At 66.2% G+C, this 24,304-nt stretch carries 22 protein-coding genes; 7 read left to right on the top strand and 15 right to left on the bottom strand.

The genetic code is table 11. From position 1 onward, the window contains the following. The first annotated feature begins 208 nt into the window (after positions 1-208). The 3 genes from QNO08_RS06765 to QNO08_RS06755 all read left to right on the top strand — a co-directional run bounded on the left by QNO08_RS06765 (position 209) and on the right by QNO08_RS06755 (position 4,188). The gene (locus QNO08_RS06765; RefSeq protein WP_229966894.1) at positions 209-1,456 is read left to right on the top strand and encodes a thiolase family protein; all 1,248 of its coding nucleotides are present in this window, start codon (positions 209-211) and stop codon (positions 1,454-1,456) included. Beyond that, positions 1,456-3,597, top strand: coding sequence for a 3-hydroxyacyl-CoA dehydrogenase NAD-binding domain-containing protein (locus tag QNO08_RS06760; RefSeq protein ID WP_229966895.1), 2,142 nt, complete (start codon positions 1,456-1,458; stop codon positions 3,595-3,597). The genes QNO08_RS06765 and QNO08_RS06760 overlap by 1 nt, the downstream gene beginning before the upstream one ends. A gap of 300 nt (positions 3,598-3,897) precedes the next feature. Next, complete coding sequence (locus QNO08_RS06755) at positions 3,898-4,188, top strand: DUF4287 domain-containing protein (protein ID WP_229966896.1); 291 nt, start codon at positions 3,898-3,900, stop codon at positions 4,186-4,188. A gap of 201 nt (positions 4,189-4,389) precedes the next feature. On the opposite strand, the gene QNO08_RS06750 is transcribed toward QNO08_RS06755, so the two are convergent. The 10 genes from QNO08_RS06750 to QNO08_RS06705 form a co-directional block, all read right to left on the bottom strand. Next, the gene (locus tag QNO08_RS06750) at positions 4,390-5,034 is read right to left on the bottom strand and encodes an NUDIX hydrolase (RefSeq protein ID WP_229966897.1); all 645 of its coding nucleotides are present in this window, start codon (positions 5,032-5,034) and stop codon (positions 4,390-4,392) included. Next, a complete protein-coding gene (locus QNO08_RS06745) occupies positions 5,031-6,569 on the bottom strand; it encodes a nicotinate phosphoribosyltransferase (protein ID WP_229966898.1) in 1,539 nt (512 codons plus the stop codon). The genes QNO08_RS06750 and QNO08_RS06745 overlap by 4 nt, the downstream gene beginning before the upstream one ends. Positions 6,570-6,579: 10 nt before the next feature. Then, the gene (locus tag QNO08_RS06740; RefSeq protein WP_229966899.1) at positions 6,580-7,395 is read right to left on the bottom strand and encodes a ribose-phosphate diphosphokinase; all 816 of its coding nucleotides are present in this window, start codon (positions 7,393-7,395) and stop codon (positions 6,580-6,582) included. A 76-nt stretch (positions 7,396-7,471) separates the two neighbouring features. Beyond that, positions 7,472-8,158, bottom strand: coding sequence for a DNA alkylation repair protein (locus QNO08_RS06735; RefSeq protein WP_229966900.1), 687 nt, complete (start codon positions 8,156-8,158; stop codon positions 7,472-7,474). A gap of 355 nt (positions 8,159-8,513) precedes the next feature. Continuing rightward, on the bottom strand, positions 8,514-9,491 hold the full coding sequence (locus QNO08_RS06730) for an aldo/keto reductase (protein ID WP_229966901.1): 978 nt from the start codon (positions 9,489-9,491) through the stop codon (positions 8,514-8,516). Between the two features lie 62 nt (positions 9,492-9,553). Then, positions 9,554-9,877, bottom strand: a complete 324-nt coding sequence (locus QNO08_RS06725) for a hypothetical protein (protein ID WP_229966902.1) — start codon at positions 9,875-9,877, stop codon at positions 9,554-9,556. A gap of 81 nt (positions 9,878-9,958) precedes the next feature. After that, on the bottom strand, positions 9,959-10,807 hold the full coding sequence (locus QNO08_RS06720; RefSeq protein WP_229966903.1) for an SDR family oxidoreductase: 849 nt from the start codon (positions 10,805-10,807) through the stop codon (positions 9,959-9,961). A gap of 55 nt (positions 10,808-10,862) precedes the next feature. After that, complete coding sequence (gene dxs, locus QNO08_RS06715) at positions 10,863-12,836, bottom strand: 1-deoxy-D-xylulose-5-phosphate synthase (protein ID WP_229966904.1); 1,974 nt, start codon at positions 12,834-12,836, stop codon at positions 10,863-10,865. Between the two features lie 181 nt (positions 12,837-13,017). Then, entirely contained in the window at positions 13,018-15,843 is a 2,826-nt protein-coding gene (locus QNO08_RS06710; protein WP_229966905.1) for an aconitate hydratase, read from the bottom strand. Positions 15,844-16,167: 324 nt separating this feature from the next. Continuing rightward, positions 16,168-17,478, bottom strand: a complete 1,311-nt coding sequence (locus QNO08_RS06705) for a class I SAM-dependent RNA methyltransferase (RefSeq protein WP_229966906.1) — start codon at positions 17,476-17,478, stop codon at positions 16,168-16,170. Between the two features lie 137 nt (positions 17,479-17,615). On the opposite strand from QNO08_RS06705, the gene QNO08_RS06700 reads away from it, so the two are divergent. Beyond that, the gene (locus QNO08_RS06700; protein ID WP_229966907.1) at positions 17,616-18,290 is read left to right on the top strand and encodes a potassium channel family protein; all 675 of its coding nucleotides are present in this window, start codon (positions 17,616-17,618) and stop codon (positions 18,288-18,290) included. Continuing rightward, on the top strand, positions 18,287-18,955 hold the full coding sequence (locus tag QNO08_RS06695; protein WP_229966908.1) for a potassium channel family protein: 669 nt from the start codon (positions 18,287-18,289) through the stop codon (positions 18,953-18,955). Before QNO08_RS06700 ends, QNO08_RS06695 begins: the two co-directional genes overlap by 4 nt. A gap of 39 nt (positions 18,956-18,994) precedes the next feature. Here QNO08_RS06695 and QNO08_RS06690 read toward each other — a convergent pair whose 3' ends face one another. The 4 genes from QNO08_RS06690 to dut are packed head-to-tail and all read right to left on the bottom strand — an operon-like array spanning position 18,995 to position 21,397. Beyond that, positions 18,995-19,714: a DUF3159 domain-containing protein gene (locus QNO08_RS06690; RefSeq protein ID WP_229966909.1), complete on the bottom strand. Its 720-nt coding sequence runs from the start codon at positions 19,712-19,714 to the stop codon at positions 18,995-18,997. Then, on the bottom strand, positions 19,711-20,070 hold the full coding sequence (locus QNO08_RS06685) for a hypothetical protein (protein WP_229966910.1): 360 nt from the start codon (positions 20,068-20,070) through the stop codon (positions 19,711-19,713). Before QNO08_RS06685 ends, QNO08_RS06690 begins: the two co-directional genes overlap by 4 nt. Before the next feature lie 4 nt (positions 20,071-20,074). Further along, complete coding sequence (locus tag QNO08_RS06680; RefSeq protein WP_229966911.1) at positions 20,075-20,839, bottom strand: DUF3710 domain-containing protein; 765 nt, start codon at positions 20,837-20,839, stop codon at positions 20,075-20,077. 60 nt (positions 20,840-20,899) lie between these two features. Next, positions 20,900-21,397 carry a dUTP diphosphatase gene (dut, locus tag QNO08_RS06675; protein WP_284024776.1) on the bottom strand — a complete coding sequence of 166 codons (498 nt, stop codon included), beginning with the start codon at positions 21,395-21,397 and terminating at the stop codon, positions 20,900-20,902. Between the two features lie 195 nt (positions 21,398-21,592). Between dut and QNO08_RS06670 the strand changes: the two genes are divergently transcribed. Continuing rightward, positions 21,593-22,057: a DUF3093 domain-containing protein gene (locus QNO08_RS06670; RefSeq protein WP_229966912.1), complete on the top strand. Its 465-nt coding sequence runs from the start codon at positions 21,593-21,595 to the stop codon at positions 22,055-22,057. Positions 22,058-22,130: 73 nt separating this feature from the next. Here the strand turns inward: QNO08_RS06670 and QNO08_RS06665 are convergent, their stop codons facing one another. Beyond that, positions 22,131-22,433: a DUF4193 domain-containing protein gene (locus QNO08_RS06665; protein WP_229966913.1), complete on the bottom strand. Its 303-nt coding sequence runs from the start codon at positions 22,431-22,433 to the stop codon at positions 22,131-22,133. 339 nt (positions 22,434-22,772) lie between these two features. Between QNO08_RS06665 and sepH the strand changes: the two genes are divergently transcribed. Beyond that, positions 22,773-24,251: a septation protein SepH gene (gene sepH, locus QNO08_RS06660; protein WP_229966914.1), complete on the top strand. Its 1,479-nt coding sequence runs from the start codon at positions 22,773-22,775 to the stop codon at positions 24,249-24,251. Positions 24,252-24,304 lie beyond the last annotated feature (53 nt).

Raw genomic sequence — 24,304 nt, 5'->3', positions numbered from 1 at the left:
TTAGACGATAATACGTGAAAAGATTCCTAAATCGCTGGAAGCGTTTGCTTTCGCTCTCAGATGAGCACTCCGTCTGCGCCGCGCTCCGCAGCGCGGGGCCGGTTCGGTAGGGTCAACGAAAGATGCGACGCTTGCAGGCTATGTTACCGACGAGTAACATCTGGTCCGGACAGTGTTCCGTTTCATATCTCAAAGAGGAGTTGTACGCGTGAGCCCACAAAGCCGAGCACGGCAGATCAGGGACGTTGTTTTCGTTGACGGAGTCCGCACTCCCTTCGGCAAGGCCGGCGAGAAGGGCATGTATGCCGGCATGCGCGCCGACGACCTGGTGGTCAAGTGCATCCGCGAACTGATGCGGCGCAACCCCTCCCTCCCCCCGGAACGCATTGACGAAGTGGCCATTGCCGCCACCACCCAGACCGGTGACCAGGGCCTGACCATCGGCCGCACCGCCGCCCTGCTGGCCGGACTGCCGCAGTCAGTGCCCGGCTTCGCGATTGACCGCATGTGTGCCGGAGCCCTGACGGCCGTCACCACCACCGCCTCGGGCATCGGCTTCGGCGCGTACGACGTCGTCATCGCCGGCGGCGTGGAGCACATGGGCAACCACCCGATGGGCAAGGACGCCGATCCGAACCCGCGCTTCGTCACCGAACGCATTGTGGACCCGGCCGCGCTGAATATGGGCAACACCGCCGAGAACCTGCACGACCGCTTCCCGGACATCACCAAGGAGCGCACCGACGCGTACGCCGCGGCCAGCCAGGAGAAGCTCGCCAAGGCTTACGCCAACAATCTGATCCAGCCGGATCTGGTCCCGGTTGCCTCCAAAAAGCCCGGCAAGGGCTGGACCCTGAATTCCGTGGATGAAGGACCCCGTCCCGGCACCTCGGTGGAGGACCTCGCCGAGCTGCGCACCCCGTTCCGCGCCCACGGCCGCGTCACCGCCGGCAACGCCTCGGGCCTGAACGACGGCGCCACCACCGCGCTGCTCGCATCCGCCGACGCCGCCGCGGAACTCGGCCTGCCGGTGAAGATGCGTCTGGTCGGCTACGCCTTCGCCGGTGTCGAACCGGAGGTCATGGGCTACGGCCCGGTTCCGGCCACCGAGAAGGCCCTGAAGCAGACCGGCCTGTCCATCGAGGACATCGGGCTGTTTGAAATCAACGAGGCCTTCGCCGTCCAGGTGCTCTCCTTCCTGGACTTCTACGGCATCGCCGACGACGACCCCCGGGTCAACCGCTACGGCGGCGCGATCGCCGTCGGGCACCCGCTGGCCTCCTCGGGCGTGCGCCTGATGAACCAGCTTGCCCGCCAGTTCGAAGAAGACCCGACGGTGCGCTACGGCATGACCACCATGTGCATTGGCCTGGGCATGGGCGGCACCATCATCTGGGAAAACCCGAACCACCCCGACTACACCACCGACACCGAGTCCACGGAGGCCACAAAGTAATGACTGCAAGCGATTACCAGCGGCTGGCCAGCCTGTTTCCCACCGAGGTCGTCACGCACTCCTACGTCTCGGACATCACGCTGCCCGGCGGCGCCGGCACCTTTGCGCTGATCACCCTGGACAACGACGTCGACCACTCCCGCCCGACCACGCTGGGTCCGAACACACTGCTGGAGCTGGGCGAAGTGCTTGACGCCCTGGCGGCGCGGGCCGCGGCCGGGGAGATTGTCGGCGTCGGCGTCACCGGCAAGCCGCACTATCTGGTGGCCGGCGCCGACCTGTCCGCCACCCAGAAGCTGGCCTCCTATGAGGACGGGCTGGCCATGGCCCGCCTGGGCCACGAGGTGTACGGCAAGCTGAACACCCTGGGCGTGCCCAGTTTCGCGTTCATCAACGGCGTGGCGCTGGGCGGCGGACTGGAAATTGCCCTGCAGTCCCAGTACCGCACCGTCTCGACCGGCGCCGGCGCACTGGCGCTGCCGGAGGCCTTCATCGGCCTGGTTCCGGGCTGGGGCGGCGTCTACCTGCTGCCGCGCCTGATCGGCCCCGAAAACGCGGTGAAGGTCATGATCGAGAACCCGCTGAGCAACAACCGGACACTTTCGGGTCCGGCTGCCTTCAAGCTGGGCATTGCCGACGCAATGTTCGAACCGGCCGACTTTGTGGAGCAGTCCCTGGCCTGGGCCGCCCGCGTGATCACCGGCGAGGAAACCGTTACCCGGCCCAATGCCGCCGATCCCGCGGTTAGCCCCGAAGCCTGGGACGCCTCCGTCGCCCGCGGCCGTGCCGTGGTGGAGGCCCGCACGTCCAACGCCGCCCCCGCGCCCGCGAAGGTGCTGGACCTGCTGGAGGCCGGCAAGAACTGGACCGCCGAGCAGTCCCGTGACGCCGAGTGCGAGGCGCTGGCCGAACTGATGCAGACCCCGCAGTTCCACGCCACCGTGTACGCGTTCCTCGACCTGGTGCAGAAGCGCGGCAAGCGTCCGGCCGGCGCACCGGACCGGAAACTGGCACGGCCCGTCTCCAAGGTGGGCGTGGTGGGCGCCGGCCTGATGGCCAGCCAGCTCGCCCTGCTCTTCGCCCGCCAGCTCAAGGTGCCCGTGGTGATGACGGACATCGACCAGGCCCGCGTGGACAAGGGCGTGGGCTACGTGCACGCCGAGGTGGACAAGCTGCTGGCCAAGGGACGCATCTCCCCCGACGCCGCCAACCGCACCAAGGCGCTGGTCTCGGGATCGGTGTCCAAGGAGGCGTTCTCCGACGCTGACTTCGTCATTGAGGCAGTCTTCGAGGAACTCTCCGTCAAGAAGCAGGTCTTCGCCGAGGTGGAGGCAGTGGTTTCCCCCGAGTGCATCCTGGCGACCAACACGTCCTCACTGTCAGTGACCGAGATGGCCGCTGACCTGCAGCACCCCGAGCGGGTGGTGGGCTTCCACTTCTTCAACCCGGTGGCCGTGATGCCGCTGCTGGAGATCGTGCGTGCACCCAAGACCGACGACGCCGTGCTGGCCACCGCGTTTGTGCTGGCCAAGGCGCTGAAGAAGACCGCTGTTCTGGTCAAGGACGACGCCGCGTTTGTGGTCAACCGGATCCTGGGCCGCATGTTCGGTGAAATCACCGCCGTGTTCGACGAGGGCACCGACGCCGCCACCGCCGACAACGCGCTGCGCCCCATGGGCCTGCCGATGTCGCCGTTCACGCTGCTGGCGCTGGTGGGCCTGCCGGTGGGCCAGCATGTGCAGGAATCCCTGCATGCTGCCTTCGGCGACAGGTTCTGGCTCTCGGAGAACTCGCAGAAGATCATCGACGCCGGCATCAAGTCGCTGTGGCAGAAGGACGAGAGCGGAAAGCCGTACGTTCCGGAGGAAACCCTGGCGCTGCTGTCGTTCGGGAACACGCCGTCGACCTCGGAGCAGGTCCTGCGGCGCACGCAGGATGCCCTCGCCGACGAAATTGGCCGGATGCTGGACGAAGGCGTTGTGGCCGGGCCCGAGGACATCGACCTCTGCGTCATCCTCGGTGCCGGCTGGCCGATGCACCTGGGCGGGATCACGCCGTACCTGGACCGCGTCGGCGCGTCCGAGCGGGTGAACGGCAAGAAGTTCCACGCCGAGAAGGAGCCGGTGCCGGCTGCTTCGTAGGCTGTTGGAAGGAGGGCTCCCGCCGGTTTCGGTGGGAGCCCTCCTTTTGTCCGCGCCGGGCGGACCGGAACGGCGGCAACGAAAATCCCTCGCTCGCAGAGCTCGCGGGGATTATTAAAGCCGCCTAACCCGGTCCGTCCGGCGCTTTTGCGTGTCCGTCCCCGCATGCGCCGGTTGGCTCATCCCCGGGCCTTGCCACACCCCAGACAAGCCTTGACCCCCTCGGTATGCCTCACTAGCGTCAGGCTGAAACCCTCCGGAACGTTTCCTGCCAGGAGAACCAGAAACGAAGGACACGCCATGTCATTCCAGGCCTACCTCGACGCCATTGAAGACAAAACCGGCCTTACGCCTCGTCAGCTTCTTCAGATCGCAAAAGACAAAGGTTTTGACGCCCCGGAAGTGAAAGCCGGCGAAATTCTCGAATGGCTCAAAACGGATTACGGTCTCGGCCGCGGTCACGGCATGGCTCTGGTGCACGTTATCCAAAAGGGTCCCGACATTGATGCGAAACACGTGGGGACGGCAGGCTCCCACCGGGATGAAGCCGATGTCCTGTGGCTTGACGGAAAAGACAACAAGCCCTCCTGACCGAAAGCCGCCTAACCCGGTCCGTCCGGCGCTTTCGCGTTAAGCCACCAGATGCGATCTGTCCGCTCGGACACGTCGCCAACGCGCGACCGCGCGCGCACAGGTTCCCACTCTTTGTTACCCGGTGGGGCTGGTGGGGCCTCAGGAGGGGTCATACGTCACAGAGACTGGGAACCGGTGTTGCAGTCCCGGTGAGGACCTTTACGACCAGCCCCACTCGGCTGCCGGCCGGCCGCGGCCGGACGGGGCAGCAGCCGGCGTCGTCTTGATGAACCAGGAGCTCTTGGCCAGGTCCCGGCCAAGGTTGTTGGTCACCGGTTCGGGCCGCTTGGCCGCAGCTGCGAGCTCGCGGACCAGACGCGCTGCCGACGCAGTGGTGAAGCGGTCCCCCAGCAGTGCCCTGGTCAAAGCCCTGTCGATCCACAGGGCATCCAGGACTGCCCCGGCGGTCCGGGCGATGATGGCGACGTGGTCGAACGGCAGATCCTTGACCTCGGCTGCACGCACCGGGACCGCTCCCCCGCCGGTTGCCGGTGCTTCCGGATCCAGGATGACGGCGTGCACGATGGAGAGGGTGGGCCCGCGGGGGTCGCGGTCGGGGTTGTCGAAGACTCCTGCGCCGGTGATGCTCCGGATCGATTCCTGGCCGATGCCGGCCTTGGTTTCCAGCGCGCGGACGGCGGCCTCGGCCAGTCGTTCGTTCGGGGAGAGCAGCACACCGGGCAAAGCCGCCTTGCCCAGGAACGGTTCAAAGATGCGTTTGGCAAGGACCACCTCCAGGACACCGTTCCGGAACACGAAGGGAACGGTGTCGATGGAAACGAGCGGTTGCTGCGGAAGGGTCATGAGGCGATGTTACCGAGCACGCGGCGGACGTCGGCGAAGGACTGCCGGCGGATGAAGGCACCGTCGGCCCACACCGGCCGCAGCAGTGAGGCTTCCTCCTGCTCGGGAGTGGCCTTTTCGATGAGCATCAGCTCGCCGGCCTCGTTCCGCGTCACTGCCAGCCGTCCGGTGGCTGAACGCTTGGACCCCTTGGCGGTGATCGGGTCCTTGAAGACGTTGCGGGCTTCGCCGTCGACCTCGATGTAGGTGACCTTGATGGCGGACGAGAAGGTGTCGCGGGTGACGTACTGGTAGGTGTAGGAGCCGGCACCCAGGACGATGTTCTCGGAGGCGTAGCCCATCTTCTCCAGGCGGGAGGTGATGTCCGCTGCGCGCTCGGTGGTGATGGAGTCCCCGTACATGACGCGGACCTTGTTCAGGATCTTGTAGCCGGCATCGTTGAGCGTGGAGCCGAACTCGGCGTCCAGCAGGGCCACCACGCCGAAGAACGCGGGATCCTCCGTCATGGAGGGTGCCTGGGAGGGATCGACGGCGCCGGGCCGGGACGAGGTGCCGCACACAATGTCGGCGGGATCCCCGGAATCCGGGCGGATGATGACATTGCCGTCCCGGCCCATGATCTCGGCTTTCAGCGCCGGCAGGATCTTCTGCAGCACATTCCACAGATCGTAGCCGTCCGAGACCAGCGAAACGTTGCCGGTCGGGTTGACCTTGAGGACGTGGCGGAACGTGCCCTCTTCGCCGTCGCGCCCGCCGGCACACATCACGGCGTGCTCGGTGGCGGGGATGGAGCCGAGGACCTGGCCGTTCTCCGTGCCGAAGGCGGAGTTGTAGTAGCGGCGGACGAAGTCCATGGCGCCCAGGGAATCCGAGCCCTTGAAGGAGAGCAGGTGGCCTGCACCGGAGGTGGCGGCGGCGTCGACGCCGGACATCCCGCGGAAGGAGAAGTCGTGCAGCTGCCAGTCCACGAATCCGCGGTCGGTACCGGTCGTTTCAGCGGCGGCATCCAGGATGCCGCGGTACTTGTCGGCGATGGTTGCCGCGGTGGAGGGCTGCCAGATGGAGGCGCTCAGGGCGGTCTCGATGTAGTTCACGAGCCAAAAGAACTCCGGCTCCGTCGACTCGACGGTCACGGACGGAACCAGCAGGGGCACCCGGGTGCCTTCGGGCACGGAGCGGAAGATCAGGGGCAGGTAGCCGCGGCGGTGCAGCGACCGGATGTGGTCGGTGCCGATGGTGTTCGGGCCCAGGATGTCGTTGAGGCCGGCCTGGTATTCGGCGCAGGCTTCGTCTTCGTCGGCGGCGAAGAACGGGGTGAAGGCTTCGATGCAGAACTTTTGAAGGAACGCCTGGAGGCCGAAGTGCACCACGTGGTCCACGCCGTCGAGACGGGATCCCCGGCTGGTGAAGTTGCTCAGGACTTTGGTGGTGCCTTCGGGGTACATGTGGATGTGGCCCAGCTTGTACGCATCCGTCTGAAAGAGGGCGGCGGTGACACTGGCGGTGGTGGTCGCGGAAGCGATGGCGGTGGTCATGGCGGGGTCCTTAGATGAGGTGGGAAATCAGGGGCGTGATGGTGGCGCCGACGGCAGGATTGGCTGCGCCGGGGTGGGAGTCGGTGGTGTAAACGGTGCCGTAGGCCTGCGTGAGCTGGGCGGCGTTGCCCGAGAAGACTCCGTGGCTGACCCACAGGTCCAGGCGGTCCGGGCCGAGGCCGGTGGCTGCGGCCAGGCCCATGAAGGTGCCGCCGCCGTCGCAGATGTCATCCACGACCAGAAAGCGTCCCTCGGAAGGCAGCTCGTCGCAGGTGAACCCGGAGAGTTTGCCGGTGGCGAAGTCGCGGTGCTTGGCGGCATGGAAGAGGGGCAGGCCCAGCGCCTCGGCGGTGATGGCGGTGCGGGACTTGGCTCCCTCATCCGGGCACATCACGCCTGCGTATCCGGACAGGGCCTTCTTGACCGCCCGGCCGATGACGGCTTCGGGGCTGACGATGCGCAGATTGTGAACCAGGGCCGGCATGACCGGTGAGTGCGGGTCGAAGCAGACAACTTCGTCAGCCTTCAAGGCGTTGATCAGGTTGGCGTAGACCTGTGCGCCGAACGGGTTGCCGCGGTCCTGGCGGGCACCGGGCAGATACGGAATGAGGGCGGAGACCTTGTGGCCGCCCTGGTGGGCGTAATCAATCCACATCGCTGCGCTCATGTACTCGTTGGCGTCGGCGCCGGTGAGGTAGAGGTACAGGGGCGTTTCCGCGGCTGCGGCATCCGCCTTGATGTGCGCCTCCCCCGCGGGGAAGGTCATGGCGACGGCGGACGAGCGGACGGTGAATCCCTGAGGGACCTGAGCGAATGTCGTAAGCATGAGATCAGGCTAACACAAATAAACATCATGTGAAGTTTATTTGGCGGGCCGGTGTGGTTCGGCTGCGGGCAGTCAGTCAGCTGGCCTGCTTTCGGCGCACGATCTCGGTGATCCAGATGGGGGCGAACGGCGAGGTGCAGCCCGGCGGCGTCGGGTAGTCCTTGAGCACTTCCAGCCGCTCACCAATGCTGATGGCCCGGGTTCGAAACTCCGGATGCTCGATTCCAATCTGGGCCAGGCAGGTGTTCATTGCCCATTGCAGGCGATCCGGAGCGTCCCGCATCTCTTCCTCAATGATGTCGAGCAAGCGACGCAGGTCCAGGTCCTCGGGATTCTTCGCCACGCGTTCGCTGGTGAGCGCCCACCCGGCGCTGGCAACCACCGGGTCCGGATCCGCGAACCAGGCCAGGCGCAGGTCTTCCGCATGCGGGCTCTTTTTCACCACGTAGTTCACCAGCCAGGCATGCACCTTGGGGATGCGCGCCTCGCGCAACATGGAGTCCAAGACGTCCCGCTCAAAAGCCTTCGGACGGCATATGAGCAACGACAGCAGCCGTGCCGCAGTGTCACCCGTTGCCCAGAGCTCGCGGGCAAGCTCCTGCTGCGTCTTCAACCGCTTCGCGACCGCGCGCAGCCTGCCCAGATTCACGCCGTGATCGTCGCCGTGCTTCTCATTGACGGCGCGTGCCTTGGGATCTTCCAACGCGGCCAGCTCGGCCATCACCTCAGCCAGCGTGGCACTCTTCATCGTCGTCTCGGCCATTTCGGGCTCCTGTCCATCCGCTGGCCCCAGCCTACTCAAAAAGCACTCTGCATCAGAGGCCCCCGCCGGTTCCGCGCGCTGGTTCCCACTCTTTGTTGCCTGGTGGGGCAGGTGTGACGCCATCAGGCAACATGCGCCCCGCAGACTGGGAACGGGTGCGGAATTCCCGACGTGAACGGTGTCGCCAGGGTTGCCGGAGGGTGCCGGAACCTAGCGCGGCACCCAGCCCGGGTCACGAACGGGCCGGAGGGTCCGGGTTAGGCGGCTTTAATAATCCTGCGAGCTCTGCGAGCAAGGATTTTCGTTGCCGCCGTTCCGGCCCCTCCGCCCCGCCCAGGAGACGGGTAAGCGAAACCTAGAACAAAGCAACCTTCGGAACCCGCGGGAAGATCCGGTCCAGTTCCTCGAGATCCTTCTCCGACGGCTCCCACGACGCAGCCTCGGCGTTCTGCTGCACCTGCTCCACGGTGGTGGCGCCGGCAATGACGGAGGAGACGGCAGGCTGGGCGGCAAGCCAGGAGAAGGCCACCTGCACTTCGGTCAGTCCGCGGTCCTTGGCGAAGGCACCGAATTCGGCCAGCTGATCGAAATCGGCCTTTTCCAGCAGGTTCTGCCGGGAGTGGGTCAGGCGGCTGCCTTCCGGGGCGGAACCGGAACTGTACTTTCCGGTCAGCAGGCCGTTGGCCAGCGGGAAGTACGGCAGCAGACCCAGACCGTAGGCCTCCGCGGCAGGAACCACTTCCAGTTCGGCGCGGCGGTCCAGCAGGTTGTAGTGGTTCTGGGCCGAAATGAACGGCGTGTAGCCGCCGAGCCGGGCAGTGAATTCGGCCTCGGCGATTTGCCAGCCCGCCCGGTTGGAGTGCCCGATGTACCGCACCTTGCCGCTGGTGACCAGATCGTCCAGCGCCGCCAGTGTCTCCTCTATCGGGGTCAGCGGGTCCGGGGTGTGGAACTGGTACAGGTCGATCCAGTCGGTGCCCAGCCGGCGCAGCGACGCCTCGGCGGCGCGAACGATATAGCGCCGCGAGCCGCGCGCATCAAAGTCGCGCCCGTTGACGCCCTTCATGTCCATGCCGAATTTGGTGGCCAGCACGACGTCGTCGCGCCGGGCACCCAGGGCCTTGCCCAGCCGTTGTTCGCTCAGCCCTGGAACGGCGCCGTAGGTGTCTGCCACGTCGAAGAGGGTGATGCCGGCATCGATCGCGGCATTGACGACGGCGTCGGTTCCGGCCTGCTCTTCAGTGCGTGTGCCGGGGCGTCCGAGGTTGTTGCAGCCCAGCCCCACTGCGGAAACGGTCAGGCCTGATGTGCCGAGTCTGTTGTATGAAGTCATGGTGCCTACGCTACCGAATCGGCGCTTCCGATGTGGCCGGCCCCACTCGCCCTCTCGGAAGATTACGGGGCGCTGCGGAAGGGAAACGGATTGCTGGTGGGCCCGGGCGCCTTGTCCGTCTCCAAAATGTACTGGATCGGGATGGGCCCTGTGGGCTGGACCCCCTCATACACGCGTTCCGAGTGCCGCCGCGCCTCCGGCACCCCGGCACCGCGGACAGCGCCATAAAAATGCTGAACGGAGGCAGGATCCCTGCCGGCGTTCTCGCACCAGATCATGTACATGCCGTACAGGTCAGCAGCCGGCACAGCCTCGGTGTCGTCGAGGCCGCGCAGGGTGCATTCAGCAAGGAACAAGCCGACGTGGTCAAGGTTGGACTCAGACATACTTACAGCCTAGGCAGGCTTGGCCCGCATCGGGGCGAAGAAGACTGCATTTGTTTCCAAACGAGGGCTCTGACTTGGGGCTCAGCGCTGCATCAGGTAGTCTTCCAACCCCTGCGGCGGGGCTCCGGTCAGCCGCTCGACGTCGGGGCTGACCTCAGCCATCCGGCCGGCGGCGACGGCGGTGTATGTGCTGACCCAGGCCTCGATCTGCCACTGCGCGACCCCGCTCAAGCTCCGCGATTCCAGGGCCTCGTTGACGGTTTCGTCGTAGTACGTCACTTGGGACCCGGTCACCCGGGTCAGAATCGCGCTGATCTCTTCGAAGGTCAGCGCCTGCGGCCCGGTCAGGGTATACACCTTGCCCAGATGCCCGTCCGGCTCCGTCAAAATCCGAGCCGCAGCCCTGGCCACGTCCGCCCGGGCCACCGCCGCCAGCCTGCCGGTGCCGGCCGGGCCGCGGAGCACGCCGTCGCGCCCCACGAAGGAGGGCAGGACGTCCTGATAAAGGCAATCCCGGAGGAAGGTGTAATCCAGGTCCTTGGACTTGATGTACTCCTCGGTGTCCCAGTGATCCCGGGCCAGCGTGAAAACCGCGTCCGGCGCAGCTCCCATAAAGGAGGTGTAGACAATGTGCCGCACCCCGGCTTCGACGGCGGCGTCCACGAACGTGCGGTGATCCCGGCGCCGGTAGAGGCTCTCATGGGCAGAGACCATGAACAGGGTCCGGACACCGTTCAGGGCACGCGCCGCGTGTTCCCGGTCGGAGTAGGAGGCAGCGTACACCGGCGTTCCAGGCAGGTGCGGAAGCTTGGCCGTGTGACGGGCCAGGAGCCGCTGCGGGATGCCGGCTTCGGCCAGGAGCCTGGCCACGGTCCCGCCCAGCGCACCGGTGGCGCCGGTGACCGCCACCTCTGGTTGGTCCTCTGCCATGGTGCTGCCTCCCTGCTGCTTCGCACCGCCGGCGGAACCTGTGCCGGCGCGGTGCTTACTGGATTTTCGGGATCTGGCCGGTGGGCATGTCCTGGCCGGGCAGCGGCCGGGCGAACGGAACCTTGGTGCCCAGGACCTGGGCGACGACGTCGTTGGCGACCTGGCGTGCCGTCAGACCCACGCGGTCGAGGACTTCGGCGCGGGTGCCGTGGTCCAGGAACTCGACGGGCAGGCCGACTTCGTTGAGCGCGGTATCCACTCCGGCCGCACGCATCTCCTGACGGATCCGGGAGCCCACTCCACCGGCACGCACACCATCTTCGATGACAATCACGATCCGGTGTTCAGCGGCCATGCTGATGATCGACCGCGGCACGGGCAGGACCCAGCGAGGATCCACCACGGTGGAGCTGATGCCCTGGGCGCCCAGGCGGTTGGCGACCTGCAGTGCCATTTCGGCCATGGCTCCGACGCTGACAATCAGGACGTCGTTGGACTTCTCATCCGTGGGCCGCCTGGCCAGGACGTCCACGCCGTCGGAAGTGCGTTCCAGCGCCTCGACGTCGGGACCGACGGTTCCCTTGGAGAACCGGACCACGCTGGGCGCGTCGCTGATGGCCACGGCCTCGCGCAGTTCTTCCTTGAGCCGGGTGGCGTCGCGCGGTGCGGACAGGTGCAGTCCCGGAACGATCTGCAGCATCGACATGTCCCACATGCCGTGGTGGCTGGCGCCGTCGGGCCCGGTCACGCCGGCGCGGTCCAGCACGATCGTCACGCCGGCCTTGTGCAGTGCCACGTCCATCAGCAGCTGGTCGAAGGCGCGGTTCAGGAAGGTGGCATAGAGCGCGACGACGGGGTGCAGCCCGCCGAATGCCATTCCGGCCGCGGAGGTGAGGGCATGCTGTTCGGCGATGCCGACGTCGAACACCCGCTCCGGATGCTTTTCCGCGAACCGGTGCAGTCCCACCGGAATGAGCATGGCGCCGGTGATGCCGACGATGTCCTCGCGCTCGTCGGCGATGTCAGCGATCTCCGTGGCGAAGACGGACGTCCAGGACTGTTTGCCGCCCGGCTCCACCGGTTTGCCGGTCTCCGGATCGATGATGCCGACGGCGTGGAACTGGTCCGCCTCATGGGCCCGGGCGGGAGCGTAGCCGCGGCCCTTTTCGGTCATGGCATGCACGAGCACGGGGCCGCTGTAGTTCTTGGCCTTGGTCAGCGCGCGTTCCACGGCCGCCATGTCATGGCCGTCGATGGGTCCGATGTACTTCATTCCGAGGTCCTCGAAGAGGCCCTGCGGGGCCCACCAGTCCTTGATGCCGCGCTTGGCGGCGTGCAGGCTGTGGTACGTGAACCGACCTACGGGTCCGCCCTGCTGGAGGCGCTGCTTCGACCAGCCGAGCGTTTTTTCGTAGACGCGGTGGGTGCGCACGGCGTCCAGGGTGGGGCGCAGGGATGCGAGGTAGTCGGCGAGGCCGCCGATGGTCGGCGCATAGGAGCGGCCGTTGTCGTTGACGACGATGACGACGCGGCGGCGCTGGTCTGCCGCAATGTTGTTGAGGGCTTCCCAGGCCATGCCCCCGGTGAGGGCGCCGTCGCCGACCATGACCACTGTGTAGCGGTCGCCTTCGCCGGTGAGCTGGCGGGCGCGGGAGATGCCGTCGGCCCAGGACAGGGAGGACGAGGCATGGGAGGATTCCACGATGTCGTGCACCGATTCGGCGCGTGAGGGATAGCCGGACATGCCGCCCTGCTGGCGCAGAGTGGAGAAGTCCTGCCGGCCGGTGAGGATCTTGTGGACGTAGGACTGGTGGCCGGTGTCAAAGACGATGCTGTCCCGGGGCGAATCGAAGACCCGATGGATTCCCACGGTCAGCTCCACGACGCCCAGGTTTGGCCCGAGATGGCCGCCGGTTTGGGCGACATTGCTGATGAGGAACGACCGGATTTCTCCGGACAAGCGTTCCAGCTGCTCCGTGGAGAGTCGGCTCAGGTCCCGTGGATCACGGATGGTTTCCAGAAGTCCCAACGGGCGCCTCCCTGCTTCAGGCAACGGCACTGCACACCGTCACAACGGTTTAACTCTAACGCTTGCGGGGCGGCACCCGGTTCCACAACAGGCAAAGAGCCCCGGCCGCTGAGTCGAAACTCGGCGGCCGGGGCTCTCTTCTCCGGAGGCCGCGGCAGCGGCACTCCGGCGGTGCTGCTTACTACTTAGCGGTGATCTGGCGCAGTACGTACTGCAGGATGCCGCCGTTGCGGTAGTAGTCGGCTTCACCCGGGGTGTCGATGCGCAGGACGGCCTCGAACGTGATGGCTTCACCGTTTTCCGGTGTCGCCGTGACCGTGACGGTCTTGGGCGTGGTGCCGTTGTTCAGTTCGGTCACACCGGAAACCGCGAAGGTTTCGGTGCCGGTCAGGCCCAGGGACTCGGCGTTGACGCCGGCCGGGTACTGCAGCGGAAGAACGCCCATGCCGATGAGGTTGGAGCGGTGGATCCGCTCGTAGCTCTCGGCAACGACGGCCTTGACGCCCAGCAGTGCGGTGCCCTTGGCAGCCCAGTCACGCGAGGAACCGGAGCCGTATTCCTTGCCCGCCAGGACAACCAGCGGAATGCCGGCGGCCTGGTAGTTGACCGATGCATCGTAAACAGCAGCCTGGGGTGCCTCGGCCTGGCTGAAGTCGCGGGTAAAGCCGCCTTCAACGCCGTCGAGCAGCTGGTTCTTGATGCGGATGTTCGCGAACGTGCCGCGGATCATGACTTCGTGGTTGCCTCGGCGCGAGCCGTAGGAGTTGAAGTCCTTGCGCTCGACGCCGTGCTCCAGCAGGTAGCGGCCTGCCGGGGTGTCGGACTTGAAGGAACCGGCCGGGGAGATGTGGTCGGTGGTGACCGAATCGCCGAGCTTCAGCAGGACGCGGGCGCCCTCGATGTCCGTGACGGGCTCCGGCTGTGCCTTCATGCCGTCGAAGTACGGGGGCTTCCGCACGTAGGTGGACTCCAGGTCCCACTCGAAGGTTGCGCCTTCGGGGGTGGGCAGGGACTTCCAGCGGTCGTCGCCTTCGAAGATGGTGTCGTAGCTGTTGCTGAACATCTCCTTGTTGATGGAGGCGTCGATGATTTCCTGGACCTCGACCGGGTTCGGCCAGATGTCCTTGAGGAAAATGTCGTTGCCGGCTTCGTCCTGGCCCAGCGGGTCAGCATCGAAGTCGAAGTCCATGGTGCCGGCCAGGGCGTAGGCGACTACCAGCGGCGGGGAGGCCAGGTAGTTCATCTTCACGTCCGGGTTGATCCGGCCTTCGAAGTTGCGGTTACCGGAGAGCACAGCGGTCACTGCGAGGTCGGCTTCCTGGATCGCCGTGGAGATTTCCTCTTCCAGGGGACCGGAGTTGCCAATGCAGGTGGCGCAGCCGTAGCCGACGACGAAGAAGCCGAGCTTCTCCAGGTACGGGATCAGGCCGGACTTCTCGTAGTAGTCGGTGACTACCTTGGAACCCGGAGCGATCGAGGTCTTGACCCACGGCTGGGTTGCAAGGCCCTTGTCGACGGCGTTGCGTGCCAGCACTGCTGCTGCCATCATCACCGACGGGTTGGACGTGTTGGTGCAGGACGTGATCGAAGCGATCGACACGGCGCCGTGGTCCAGCTCGAAGCTGCGGCCATCGGCCATGGTGACCGGAACCGAGTTTGTGGAGCGTTCGGCCGGAGCGTCGGCCTTCTCCACCAGATCGTGTTCCTTGTCCTCGATCTGCGTGGCATTGGCGTTGAAGGAAGGGGCGTCGGAGGCGGGGAAGGTCTCTTCCAGTGCCTCGTCGACGGTGCCGCTCTCGGCTTCGACCGTTTCGTTGACGTAGTTCTTCAGGTCCTTGCGGAACTGTTCCTTGGCGTTGGTCAGCTCCACGCGGTCCTGCGGGCGCTTCGGTCCGGCGATGGAGGAAACCACCGTGGACAGGTCCAGCTCGAGGTACTCGGAGTACTGGATCTCGATGGACGGGTCGTGCCAGAGGCCCTGTTCCTTGGCGTACGCCTCGACGAGGGCAACGCTCTCGTCGGAGCGGCCGGTCAGGCGCAGGTAATCCAGCGTCACGCCGTCGATCGGGAACATGGCGGCGGTGGAACCGAATTCCGGGCTCATGTTGCCGATGGTGGCGCGGTTGGCCAGGGGAACGGCTCCGACGCCTTCGCCGTAGAACTCGACGAACTTGCCGACAACACCGTGCTTGCGCAGCATTTCGGTGATGGTCAGCACGACGTCGGTAGCGGTGGCGCCGGCCGGGATCTCGCCGGTCAGCTTGAAGCCGACGACGCGCGGGATCAGCATGGAGACGGGCTGGCCCAGCATGGCGGCTTCGGCTTCGATGCCGCCGACGCCCCAGCCGAGTACGCCCAGGCCGTTGACCATGGTGGTGTGGGAATCGGTGCCGACGCAGGTGTCGGGGTAGGCGCGCAGGACGCCGTCCACCTCGCGGGTCATAACGGTGCGCGCCAGGTACTCGATGTTGACCTGGTGGACAATGCCCATGCCCGGGGGAACAACCTTGAAGTCGTCAAAGGCCGTCTGGCCCCAGCGAAGGAACTGGTACCGCTCGCCGTTGCGCTGGTATTCGATTTCCATATTGCGCTCAAGGGCGCCGGAGTTACCGAAGGCATCGATCTGGACGGAGTGGTCAATGACCATTTCGGCCGGCGCGAGGGGGTTGACCCGCTTGGGGTCTCCGCCCAGTTCCGCCACTGCTTCACGCATGGTTGCCAGGTCCACAATGCAGGGAACGCCGGTGAAGTCCTGCATGATCACCCGAGCGGGGGTGAACTGGATCTCGGTGCTCGGCTCTGCGTTGGCATCCCACTGCGCCAGGGCGCGTACGTGGTCTGCGGTGATGTTGGCACCATCTTCGGTGCGCAGCAGGTTCTCCAGCAGGACCTTGAGGCTGAACGGAAGGCTCTTTGCGCCTTCGACGGAATTCAGCCGGAAAATTTCATATTCGTTTCCGCCGACGTTTAGTACGCCTTTGGATCCGAAGCTGTCCACATTAGTCATAATAGGACTCCTCTCGCCACCGTATTATCTTTGTCCAGCGGTCCGCGGCGTGCCAGTTAGGACTCCCTAACCGGAACACCACGAGGGACGGCTGAGAAAATGGTGGACTATTTTCGCTGCCGGAAAACCCCCTGCCGTTTGAAAACTTTTCCCGCAAAAAAGCAGGCGAAGTCTCCCCAACACGGCGCGGATCTGCACAACTGCTCTTATAGTATCCGTTACACGCCCCTGTGACCTTCGAACATGCCCGAGAGGCGCCGGGCACATGGTGCCGGGCGCCTCCCAAATATGCCTTCCGGGCAGAAGACCCTGCCCTTGCGCGCCTTACGCGCGGGTCAGTACCGCGAAGGATTCCATGTGGTGGGTGTGCGGGTACAGGTCGAAGACCCGCAGCGAGTCGAGCTGCCAGCCCAGGTCCTGGAAGTAGCCCAGGTCGCGGGCGAAGGACGCCGGGTCGCAGGAGACGTAGCCGACGGCGCGGGGAGCGGCGGCATCGATCTGGCCGACCACGTCCTTGCCGGCTCCGACGCGCGGCGGGTCAAGCAGGACGACGTCGAGCCGGCCCTCGTAGGCGGCCAGGGACTTGTCCACGCGCCCCTGCAGGATTTCCACCTGCGGTGCGGAGAACAGGTTCTTGCGGGCATCCCGGCTCGCGGCCGGGGAACCCTCGACGGACAGCACGCGCCCGGTTTCTCCGGCGGCGTCGGCCAGCGGTGCGGTGAAGAGGCCCGCTCCGGCGTAGAGGTCGGCGACCTGCTCCCCCGGCTGGATCTGCAGGCCGTCCAGGACGGCGCCGACCAGCGTTTGCGGTGCGCTGCGGTGGATCTGCCAGAACCCGGCACCGGTGACCCGGTAGTCGTGGCCGCCGACGCTCTCCTGCACCCAGGTGCGTCCGCGCAGGCGGTTCAGGGTGGAGGTTTCGGGGTCCCAGGAGGCGATGGAAGTGCCTTCGGGCAGGGCGGAGGCGATGCGGCCCAGCGCCTTGGGGTGGGCGCCGGCGGCCGGAATCAGCAGCACCAGCGGCGCGCCGGTGGTCGGGATGGCCACTTCGACCCGGGACACCCCGCTGAAGTCGATGTCCCAGAGCTGCAGGTTGTTGACGGCTTCCACGGCCAGCGGCATGCGCTGTACCGGAATGAGTTCCTCGGAACGGTGGGCGTGCATGGCCAGCCGTCCGCCGGGAGCCACCGAGAAGCTTGCCCGGGTGCGCCAGTGCAGTCCGTCGGCGCGTTCCTCGAGCGCCGGCTCCACGGTGACCTCGCGGTCGTCCTTGGCCAGCCGGCGAAGCTGCTCGGTGAAGATCTGCGCCTTGAGTTCGCGCTGGGTCGGCAGATCGATGTGGCCGAATTCGGCGCCGCCCACCGGCAGCCGTCCGCGGGAGGCGGCGCGGAGCGCATCGGCCTCGGGCCAGAAGTGCTCCACCCGGCCGGGCGCTGCTTCGAGCACCTCGACGACGTCGGCACGCCAGAAGCTGGCGCCGTCGGCCGCGTCGGTCAGACGGACCCGGACGCGCTCCCCGGGGAGGGCATGGCGGACAAAGACCACGCGTCCTTCGTGGCGGGCCACGAAATGGCCGCCGTGGGCGGGGGCGCCGATGGTGAGTTCAATCTCGGATGGAGTGGTGTCGGTCGTCATAGTGCCGGATACTTCCTGATGGAGCCTAAAAGACCATCACATCATGCCCCGGCGCCGGTGCATATTCGCGGGGCCTGCGGGTCTATGCTGGCGCTTTGGCTTTTTTCGTTATCGATCATCAGGAACCGAGGTAGCAGGTGGCCCACTACGTCATCATGGGGTGTGGACGCGTTGGCGTGTCACTGGCCCACACGCTGGACAATGCCGGGCACACGGTGGCCGTCATTGACCAGGATGAAAGGGCCTTCCGGCGTCTGCGCAGCACCTTCACGGGCCGGAGGGTCACCGGCGTCGGCTTTGACCGCACCACCCTGACTGAGGCGGGGATCAAGGAGGCGTACGCCTTTGCGGCCGTTTCCTCGGGTGATAATTCCAACATTCTTGCCACCCGCGTCGCCCGCGAGACCTTCCATGTGCCGCACGTGGTGGCCCGGATCTACGACCCCGGCCGCGCCGAGATCTACCAGCGGCTTGGCATCCCCACCGTCGCCGCCGTCCGGTGGAGCGCGGACCAGGTGCTGCGGCGCATCCTGCCGGAGCAGAGCATCAACGGTGATTTCCGGGAGTCCTCCGGCCGCCTGATCCTGGGCGAGTTGTCACTGCACGAGGGCTGGCTCGGCACCACGCTGAGCGGAATCGAACAGGCAGCCGGGGTCCGCATTGCCTATGTCACCCGCTTCGGCGAGGGAACGCTCCCCCGTCCCGACACCAGCTACCAGCAGGGCGACGTGCTGCACGCGATGATGAACGTGGAGCGCACCAGCGAAATCAGCCGCATCCTCTCCGTACCGCCTTATAAGGAGAACCAGTGAAAGTCGTCATTGCCGGAGCCGGCAGCGTCGGGTCCTCGATTGCCAAGGAACTCCTCTCGCACCGCCACCAGGTCCTTCTCATCGATGAGAAGCCCGAGGTGATGGCGCGAAGCGGGCTGGTGGATGCCCAGTGGCTCATCGGTGACGCGTGCGAGCTGACCACTCTGAAGGACGCCAATCTGGACGAGGCCGACGTCATGGTCTCCGCCACCGGTGACGACAAGGTCAATCTGGTGGTGTCGCTGCTGGCGAAGAGCGAATTCGGCGTGGCCCGCACGGTGGGCCGGGTGAACAACCCCAAGAACGACTGGATGTTCGATGATTCCTGGGGCGTCGACGTCGCCGTGAACACTCCGCGCCTGATGACCGCACTGGTGGAGGAGGCAGTGGAAGTGGGCGACCTGGTGCGGCTGCTGACACTGCAGAGCGGAGTGGCTTCCATGGTGGAGTTCACGGTTCCGGCGGATTCACCGCTTACCGGCAAGACGCTCGGTTCGATCGACTGGCCGATGGACACCACGGTCACGGCGATTCTGCGCGACGATGCCCCGATCACTCCGAGCAACGATGACGTGATCGAAGCCGGGGATGAGCTGTTCTTCATCTGCACGATTGCGGCCGAGGACCAGCTGCGTGCGGTGCTGCTCCCCGACGGGCCCGGCTAGCCGGACCTGAGTTGGCCGGCCTGAGTTGGCCGCACTGAGTTAGCCGGGCTGGCGCTCCGAAACGTCCCGGGGCGTCAGCGGGCGCGAAACCATCCACGCCAGCCACAGGCCCAGCGCATACAGCGGCACGCCCATGGCCAGGCGCATCGTGCCCAGCGCGGCCACGTTGTCGGCCAGGTAGAGCGGCAGCTGCACGGCCAGCCGAAGCGCGAACACGGCAATGATGATCCACGTCGCCAGTGCATAGGCGCGGATCCGCTTGCGGTCGGCGTGCCATTCCAGGTTCTCGCCCCGGATGAAGCCGAACAGGAGTCCGGCCACGGGCCAGCGGACGGCGATGGACACGATGAACGCCAGGATGTAGCCGGCGTTGAGGAAGAAGCCGGGAAGGAAGAACTCGGTCCCGCTTCCGCTGCGCAGCGCCACAACGGCACAGATCACGACGCCGATCACTCCGGTGAGGGACTGCATCAACGGGCGCTTCTGGACCAGGTTGGCCACTGAGAACACGGCAGCCGAGGCCACGGCCGCCCCCAATGAGACATACAGCCCGGATGTGAGCGTAAAGATCAGCGTGAACAGGAGCCCGGGGACGATGGCCTCGGCCAGGCCGCGGACTCCGCCGACCGACTTGAGGACATCGATTTGCCCGTCATCGCCGCGTTCCACCCCGGCCTTGGCCGCGTAGGCGCCGGCAACGTCGCCGAAGGACGGCTCCTGCGGGCTGTCGGGCAGTTCGCTGCCGGTTCGATCAGTCATGTCTCGTTCTCCGGACGTCCGATAATTTCGTAGCGTGGATTAAAGATGGTGGGGTAGCTGTCCACCGTGCTGACCATGCCCTCGAAGGCGAGCCGGGTGCCGGCAACAACTCCGGGAACGCGGCGCTGGCCAACCCACACCAGCCGGACCTTCGGCTGTACCTTGCGGGACATCGGGTCGCGGTATACCGCGTCCACGTCCTCCACCATGGCGGTGAAACGCGGCGGATCCGTTGCCGGAACCACGGTAATGGACTGCACATAGCCGCCGCTGTAGACACGGCCGCGCTGCGGAACAGCGCTGACGGGGACCGGCTCATCCCGGCTTCCCGGCGAGGCCGGGCGGTTCGAGGGCACCAGGTCAGCCGATGGTCGTAATCTCGGGTCCGCGCTTCGGCGGACCGGGACGGGCGCTGCCGTCGGCGGCCCGCGGCAGCGGCGAAGCATCGCGCGGCAGTCGCAGCTGCAGCAGGTCCCGCGGCGGCAGCGGCTGCTCGCCTCGGACGACGACGACGTTCCGGAAGACCTCTTCCAGCGGACCGGCAGCCTGCGGGTCGAGGGCCGCGGGGCCGCCGAACACGCCGCGGAGGAACCAGCGCGGACCGTCAACGCCCACAAAGCGGGCCACTCGGTATCCCTTGGACCCGTCCTGGGCCTGAGCCGGAACCTTGGCCAGCAGCTCGGTGCCGAAAACGCCGTCGAGCTCATCTACGGTGCCTCCCTGCGACCCCACCGATGTGCCGATCTGGCCGCGGATGTCATCCCACAGGGTCTCGGAACGCGGAGCAGCGAAGGCCTGCAGCTGCAGGCTCGATCCGTCCAGGTCCAGCGTCACTGCCACCACCCGCTGGGTTTTCTCCTCCACCTCAAGACGCAGCTGAAGGCCATCGGCCGAGGCAATGCGCAGGGCACCCAGGTCAACATAGCCCTCGTCGGACGGCTTGTCCGCGGCATCCCAGGGGCCGGTCGCGGGCGTTCCGCCGTCGGCTTCAGCCGCGCCGGAGGCGGCGGCGGACGGCGACTTGGCGCCGTCGTTCCCCTGCCTGTTCTGTTCCGGACCTTCCTGGTCCTGCGTGTCTTGTTCCTGCTTGTCCTGCTTGTTCTTCTTCAGTCGCCCAAATGCCATGACCGGGTTCCTCTCTCTCATAGGGAGGGCCGCACACTGCTGACCCCCCGGACAGCCGCTCTAGGCAGGCAGTGCTGTAAAACCGCCGGTGGAACCGAATCCGCCGGTGCCGCGAACGGAGTCGGACAGCTCGTCCACCAGCTCAAACGAAGCCGTCTCCACCCGCTGGATCACCATCTGGGCAATCCTGTCCCCCCGGTTCAGACTGATCGGCCGGGACTTGTCGGTATTCAGCAGCGTAACGCTGATCTCGCCGCGGTAACCGGCGTCGACAGTTCCGGGAGCGTTGACCACCGTCAGGCCGTGCTTTGTGGCCAGGCCGGAGCGCGGATGAATGAACGCCGCGTAACCGAAGGGAAGCGCCAGTGCCACCCCGGTGGGAACGAGCAGCCGCTCACCCGGCTCCAGCACAAAATCAATGCGCGTGCGAAGGTCGGCGCCGGCGTCGCCGGGATGCGCGTACGACGGCGGTTCCAGCCCGTCGTCGAGCATTTTCAGCTGCACGGTCATAGTGGGGGCTGTTTCAAGCACCGGTGTCTCCGACTTCCCTCGTGTGATCCTCGTGTGGTCCTGCGGGTTGCTTCCTGCGGGTTGCTTCCCGCGGGGAGCCGCGCACGCACCCCGGAAGTAGCCCGGGAATACCGCACCTCACTTTAGCGCGTTTTCCTGCCGCTTCTCCGTACGCCGTGCGGCCCGTTTCTCCCGGCCGGGCCCCAAGATGAAATGCCGGGCCAAAGGTGCCAAGCTGGAGTCATGTCATCCCCCTCTGCCCAGACGTCCCCCGACACCGTGCTGTACTCCGAGCGGCTCCTGCCCTCGTTCGGCGTCTGGCTGCTCGTCCTCTTTGCCTCGTGCGCAAGCATCCTCGTCCTCCTGCCGGTGAGCTTGGAGGCCGGGATCATCGCTGCCGTTGTCGTGTTGATCATCATTACCACCATGCTGCTGGTCAGCACGCCCGTCATTCGGGTTACCGCCGACACCCTCCAGGTGGGCCGGGCGGAAATCGAACGGCGCTACATCGGAACGGTGGAGGGCTTCCGCGGGGACGAGGCGACGTTCCAGCGCGGCCGCGGGCTCAACGGCACTGCCTTCATGTGTTTCCGCGGCTGGATTTCGCCGGTGGTCCGAATCGAAATCACTGATCCCGCTGACCGCACCCCGTACTGGCTGACGTCCACCCGCCACCCCGAAGACCTGGTTCAGGCGCTCAGCAGCTAGCCTTCGCATCCCGAACCGGCAAGGGGGAAGGCAGCCCCGGACCCGTCCGGGTGCTGCCTGAACCGTGCGGGCATCACCCCTCGCAGTCGATGCAGTAGTACAGCCCGTCCTTCTCCGCCGCGATCTGGGACCGGTGCCGCACCAGGAAGCAGGAGGCACAGGTAAATTCGTCAGCCTGCGCGGGCAGCACCCGCACCAGCAGTTCCTCCCCGGAAAGGTCCGCTCCGGGGAGCTCAAAGCTGTCAGCGACCTCGGCCTCGTCTTCATCCACGACCGCCGACTGCGTGCCGGCGGTCCGGCGGGTCTTTAGTTCCTCCAGGGATTCTTCGCTGATGTCCTCGTCTGTCTTGCGCGGCGCATCGTAGTCAGTCGCCATAATCCGTACTCTCACCATCCGGTCGAGTCTTGTGGGTTGAATGAGCTGCAGCCGGTAGCTAGACCAGCTTGCTTCTTTGGCTCGGAGGTATCAACGCCATGGCGTTCCCTTTTGTGCCCGTAAACCAGAGATTTTTGCTGAGGGTGGAGAAAATAGCCACAGTTGAGCCCTGCCCCGGCGCTGAACCCGGCAAACGTGAAAACCCGGGACGCAGCCCAGGCTTCAGAACAGGCCGCCGTGAGCAGCCGAACCGCGCCACACCCTTGCAAACAGTAGGCGTTCGGCCTTCCGGATGGCATTGTTTCAAGAAGGTATTGCTAACGGGTGGAGGATTGGTTCATGCAGGATCTACGTCTCGTGGGTGTCCATGAGGGTGGCGAGCATTTGCTGCTCAGCGGTAAAGGTGGGGAAACATTCCGGCTTCGGATGGACGAAGCGCTCAGGGTGGCAGTATCCCGACCGGTGCACCGCTCCACGTCAGCGGCAGAACGGCCCGAGGGCCCGGCCATGACTCCGCGTGACATCCAGGCGCGCATCCGGTCCGGCGCCAGCGCAGAAGAGGTCGCGGAGATCTCGGGCCTGGACCTTGCCCACATCCGACGCTACGAGGGTCCCGTTCGCGCGGAACGCGATTATGTGGCCCGCCAGGCCCAGGGCGTCGAAGTTGCCGCCCCCCTCTCAGCGACCCATGACGGCTACCGCAGCACCTTCGGTGACAGCCCTGTCAATCTGGGCGACATGGTCAACCACCGGCTCAAGGCCTTCGGCGTGGACCCTGACAGCGTGGAATGGGATGCCTGGCGGCGTCCGGATTCCACCTGGGACGTCGTGGCGCGCTTCGACTTGGGGAACGACTCCCAGGTGTCGGTGGGCGAGGAACCCCCGGCCCGCTGGACATTCAGCCCGCTGCGCAAGAGCGTCTCCAACTCCAACCGTTGGGCCCAGCTGCTCAGCGAGCTGGAACCGCTGGACTCCCCCGTGCCGTCCCGCCGGCTCACCGCCGTCGCCGACCGGGTTTTTGATTTCGAGGCCGTGCCACCGGCGGAGACCGACGGCGCGTCCGAGGACGGCGACGAGGACACCGACAATCTGCTCGAGGTCCTGCGGTCCCGCCGCGGCCAGCGCCTCGGCGCTGATGAAGACGGCGACGATGCCCTGGCGACCCTGCTGGCCAAGGGCGTCATCCCGGCCGCCCATCCCCGTGACGGACGCGCCGAGCTCGACGACGCCGGCTCCAGCCGCCCGCGCACCGGACGCCTTTCGCTGGCTCCGGCCGCCGCTGAGGCAATCGAGGCCCCCGATGCGCCGGACTCGCTCCGTTTGTCGGACGGCGTCAACCCGGGAACCCGGGAAATCAGTGTCCTCGCCCGCCCGTTCCGCCGCCGCGGCGAAACAGCAGCTGCTTCCGGAAAGGATTCAGCCAAGGGTTCCGGCAACGGCATGGATCCGGCCTCTTCGTCCGCCGACATCGCCAAAGCCAACGACGGCACCGGCACTGAGGCGACCGCCGGTGCTGAGGCGCCCGAGGCCCCCGCGGTCAAAAAGGCCGCGGCGCCTGCCGCGGCTGAGTCCATTAAGGCAACCCCCGACAGCGGGGCCGCTCCGGCCGGCCGGGGCAAGGCCAAGCCCGCCGGACGGAAGAGCGGCCGGACCGACTTCCCCTGGGACCGGATGAGTTCGGGCGCTCCGAAGAACGATGTCACGGGCTCCGACGACGCAACGAAGGGCGAAGACTCCGCCGACCGGCGGGGCATCAAGCCCAAGCGCTCCTCAGTTCCCAGCTGGGACGACATCGTCTTCGGCACCAAGGGCGACTAGCCAGCTCTTCCAACGTCTGGCCAAGTCTTCCACCCGGTCCCCACCAGCCGAAC

Origin of the sequence: Arthrobacter sp. zg-Y820 (genome assembly GCF_030142155.1) — a bacterium.
Classification (GTDB): Bacteria; Actinomycetota; Actinomycetes; order Actinomycetales; family Micrococcaceae; genus Arthrobacter_B.
Note: the sequence above shows the minus strand (reverse complement) of the source record. Positions and strands in the feature narration are given on the sequence as shown.

What these genes read in the sequence shown, in the direction of transcription:
- QNO08_RS06760 (WP_229966895.1), top strand. Translation starts at nt 1,456, where the DNA reads ATGACTGCAAGCGATTACCAGCGGCTGGCCAGCCTGTTTCCCACCGAG.
- QNO08_RS06755 (WP_229966896.1), top strand. Translation starts at nt 3,898, where the DNA reads ATGTCATTCCAGGCCTACCTCGACGCCATTGAAGACAAAACCGGCCTT.
- QNO08_RS06750 (WP_229966897.1), bottom strand. Translation starts at nt 5,034, where the DNA reads ATGACCCTTCCGCAGCAACCGCTCGTTTCCATCGACACCGTTCCCTTC.
- QNO08_RS06745 (WP_229966898.1), bottom strand. Translation starts at nt 6,569, where the DNA reads ATGACCACCGCCATCGCTTCCGCGACCACCACCGCCAGTGTCACCGCC.
- QNO08_RS06740 (WP_229966899.1), bottom strand. Translation starts at nt 7,395, where the DNA reads ATGCTTACGACATTCGCTCAGGTCCCTCAGGGATTCACCGTCCGCTCG.
- QNO08_RS06735 (WP_229966900.1), bottom strand. Translation starts at nt 8,158, where the DNA reads ATGGCCGAGACGACGATGAAGAGTGCCACGCTGGCTGAGGTGATGGCC.
- QNO08_RS06730 (WP_229966901.1), bottom strand. Translation starts at nt 9,491, where the DNA reads ATGACTTCATACAACAGACTCGGCACATCAGGCCTGACCGTTTCCGCA.
- QNO08_RS06725 (WP_229966902.1), bottom strand. Translation starts at nt 9,877, where the DNA reads ATGTCTGAGTCCAACCTTGACCACGTCGGCTTGTTCCTTGCTGAATGC.
- QNO08_RS06720 (WP_229966903.1), bottom strand. Translation starts at nt 10,807, where the DNA reads ATGGCAGAGGACCAACCAGAGGTGGCGGTCACCGGCGCCACCGGTGCG.
- QNO08_RS06710 (WP_229966905.1), bottom strand. Translation starts at nt 15,843, where the DNA reads ATGACTAATGTGGACAGCTTCGGATCCAAAGGCGTACTAAACGTCGGC.
- QNO08_RS06705 (WP_229966906.1), bottom strand. Translation starts at nt 17,478, where the DNA reads ATGACGACCGACACCACTCCATCCGAGATTGAACTCACCATCGGCGCC.
- QNO08_RS06690 (WP_229966909.1), bottom strand. Translation starts at nt 19,714, where the DNA reads ATGACTGATCGAACCGGCAGCGAACTGCCCGACAGCCCGCAGGAGCCG.
- QNO08_RS06680 (WP_229966911.1), bottom strand. Translation starts at nt 20,839, where the DNA reads ATGGCATTTGGGCGACTGAAGAAGAACAAGCAGGACAAGCAGGAACAA.
- QNO08_RS06670 (WP_229966912.1), top strand. Translation starts at nt 21,593, where the DNA reads ATGTCATCCCCCTCTGCCCAGACGTCCCCCGACACCGTGCTGTACTCC.
- QNO08_RS06665 (WP_229966913.1), bottom strand. Translation starts at nt 22,433, where the DNA reads ATGGCGACTGACTACGATGCGCCGCGCAAGACAGACGAGGACATCAGC.
- sepH (WP_229966914.1), top strand. Translation starts at nt 22,773, where the DNA reads ATGCAGGATCTACGTCTCGTGGGTGTCCATGAGGGTGGCGAGCATTTG.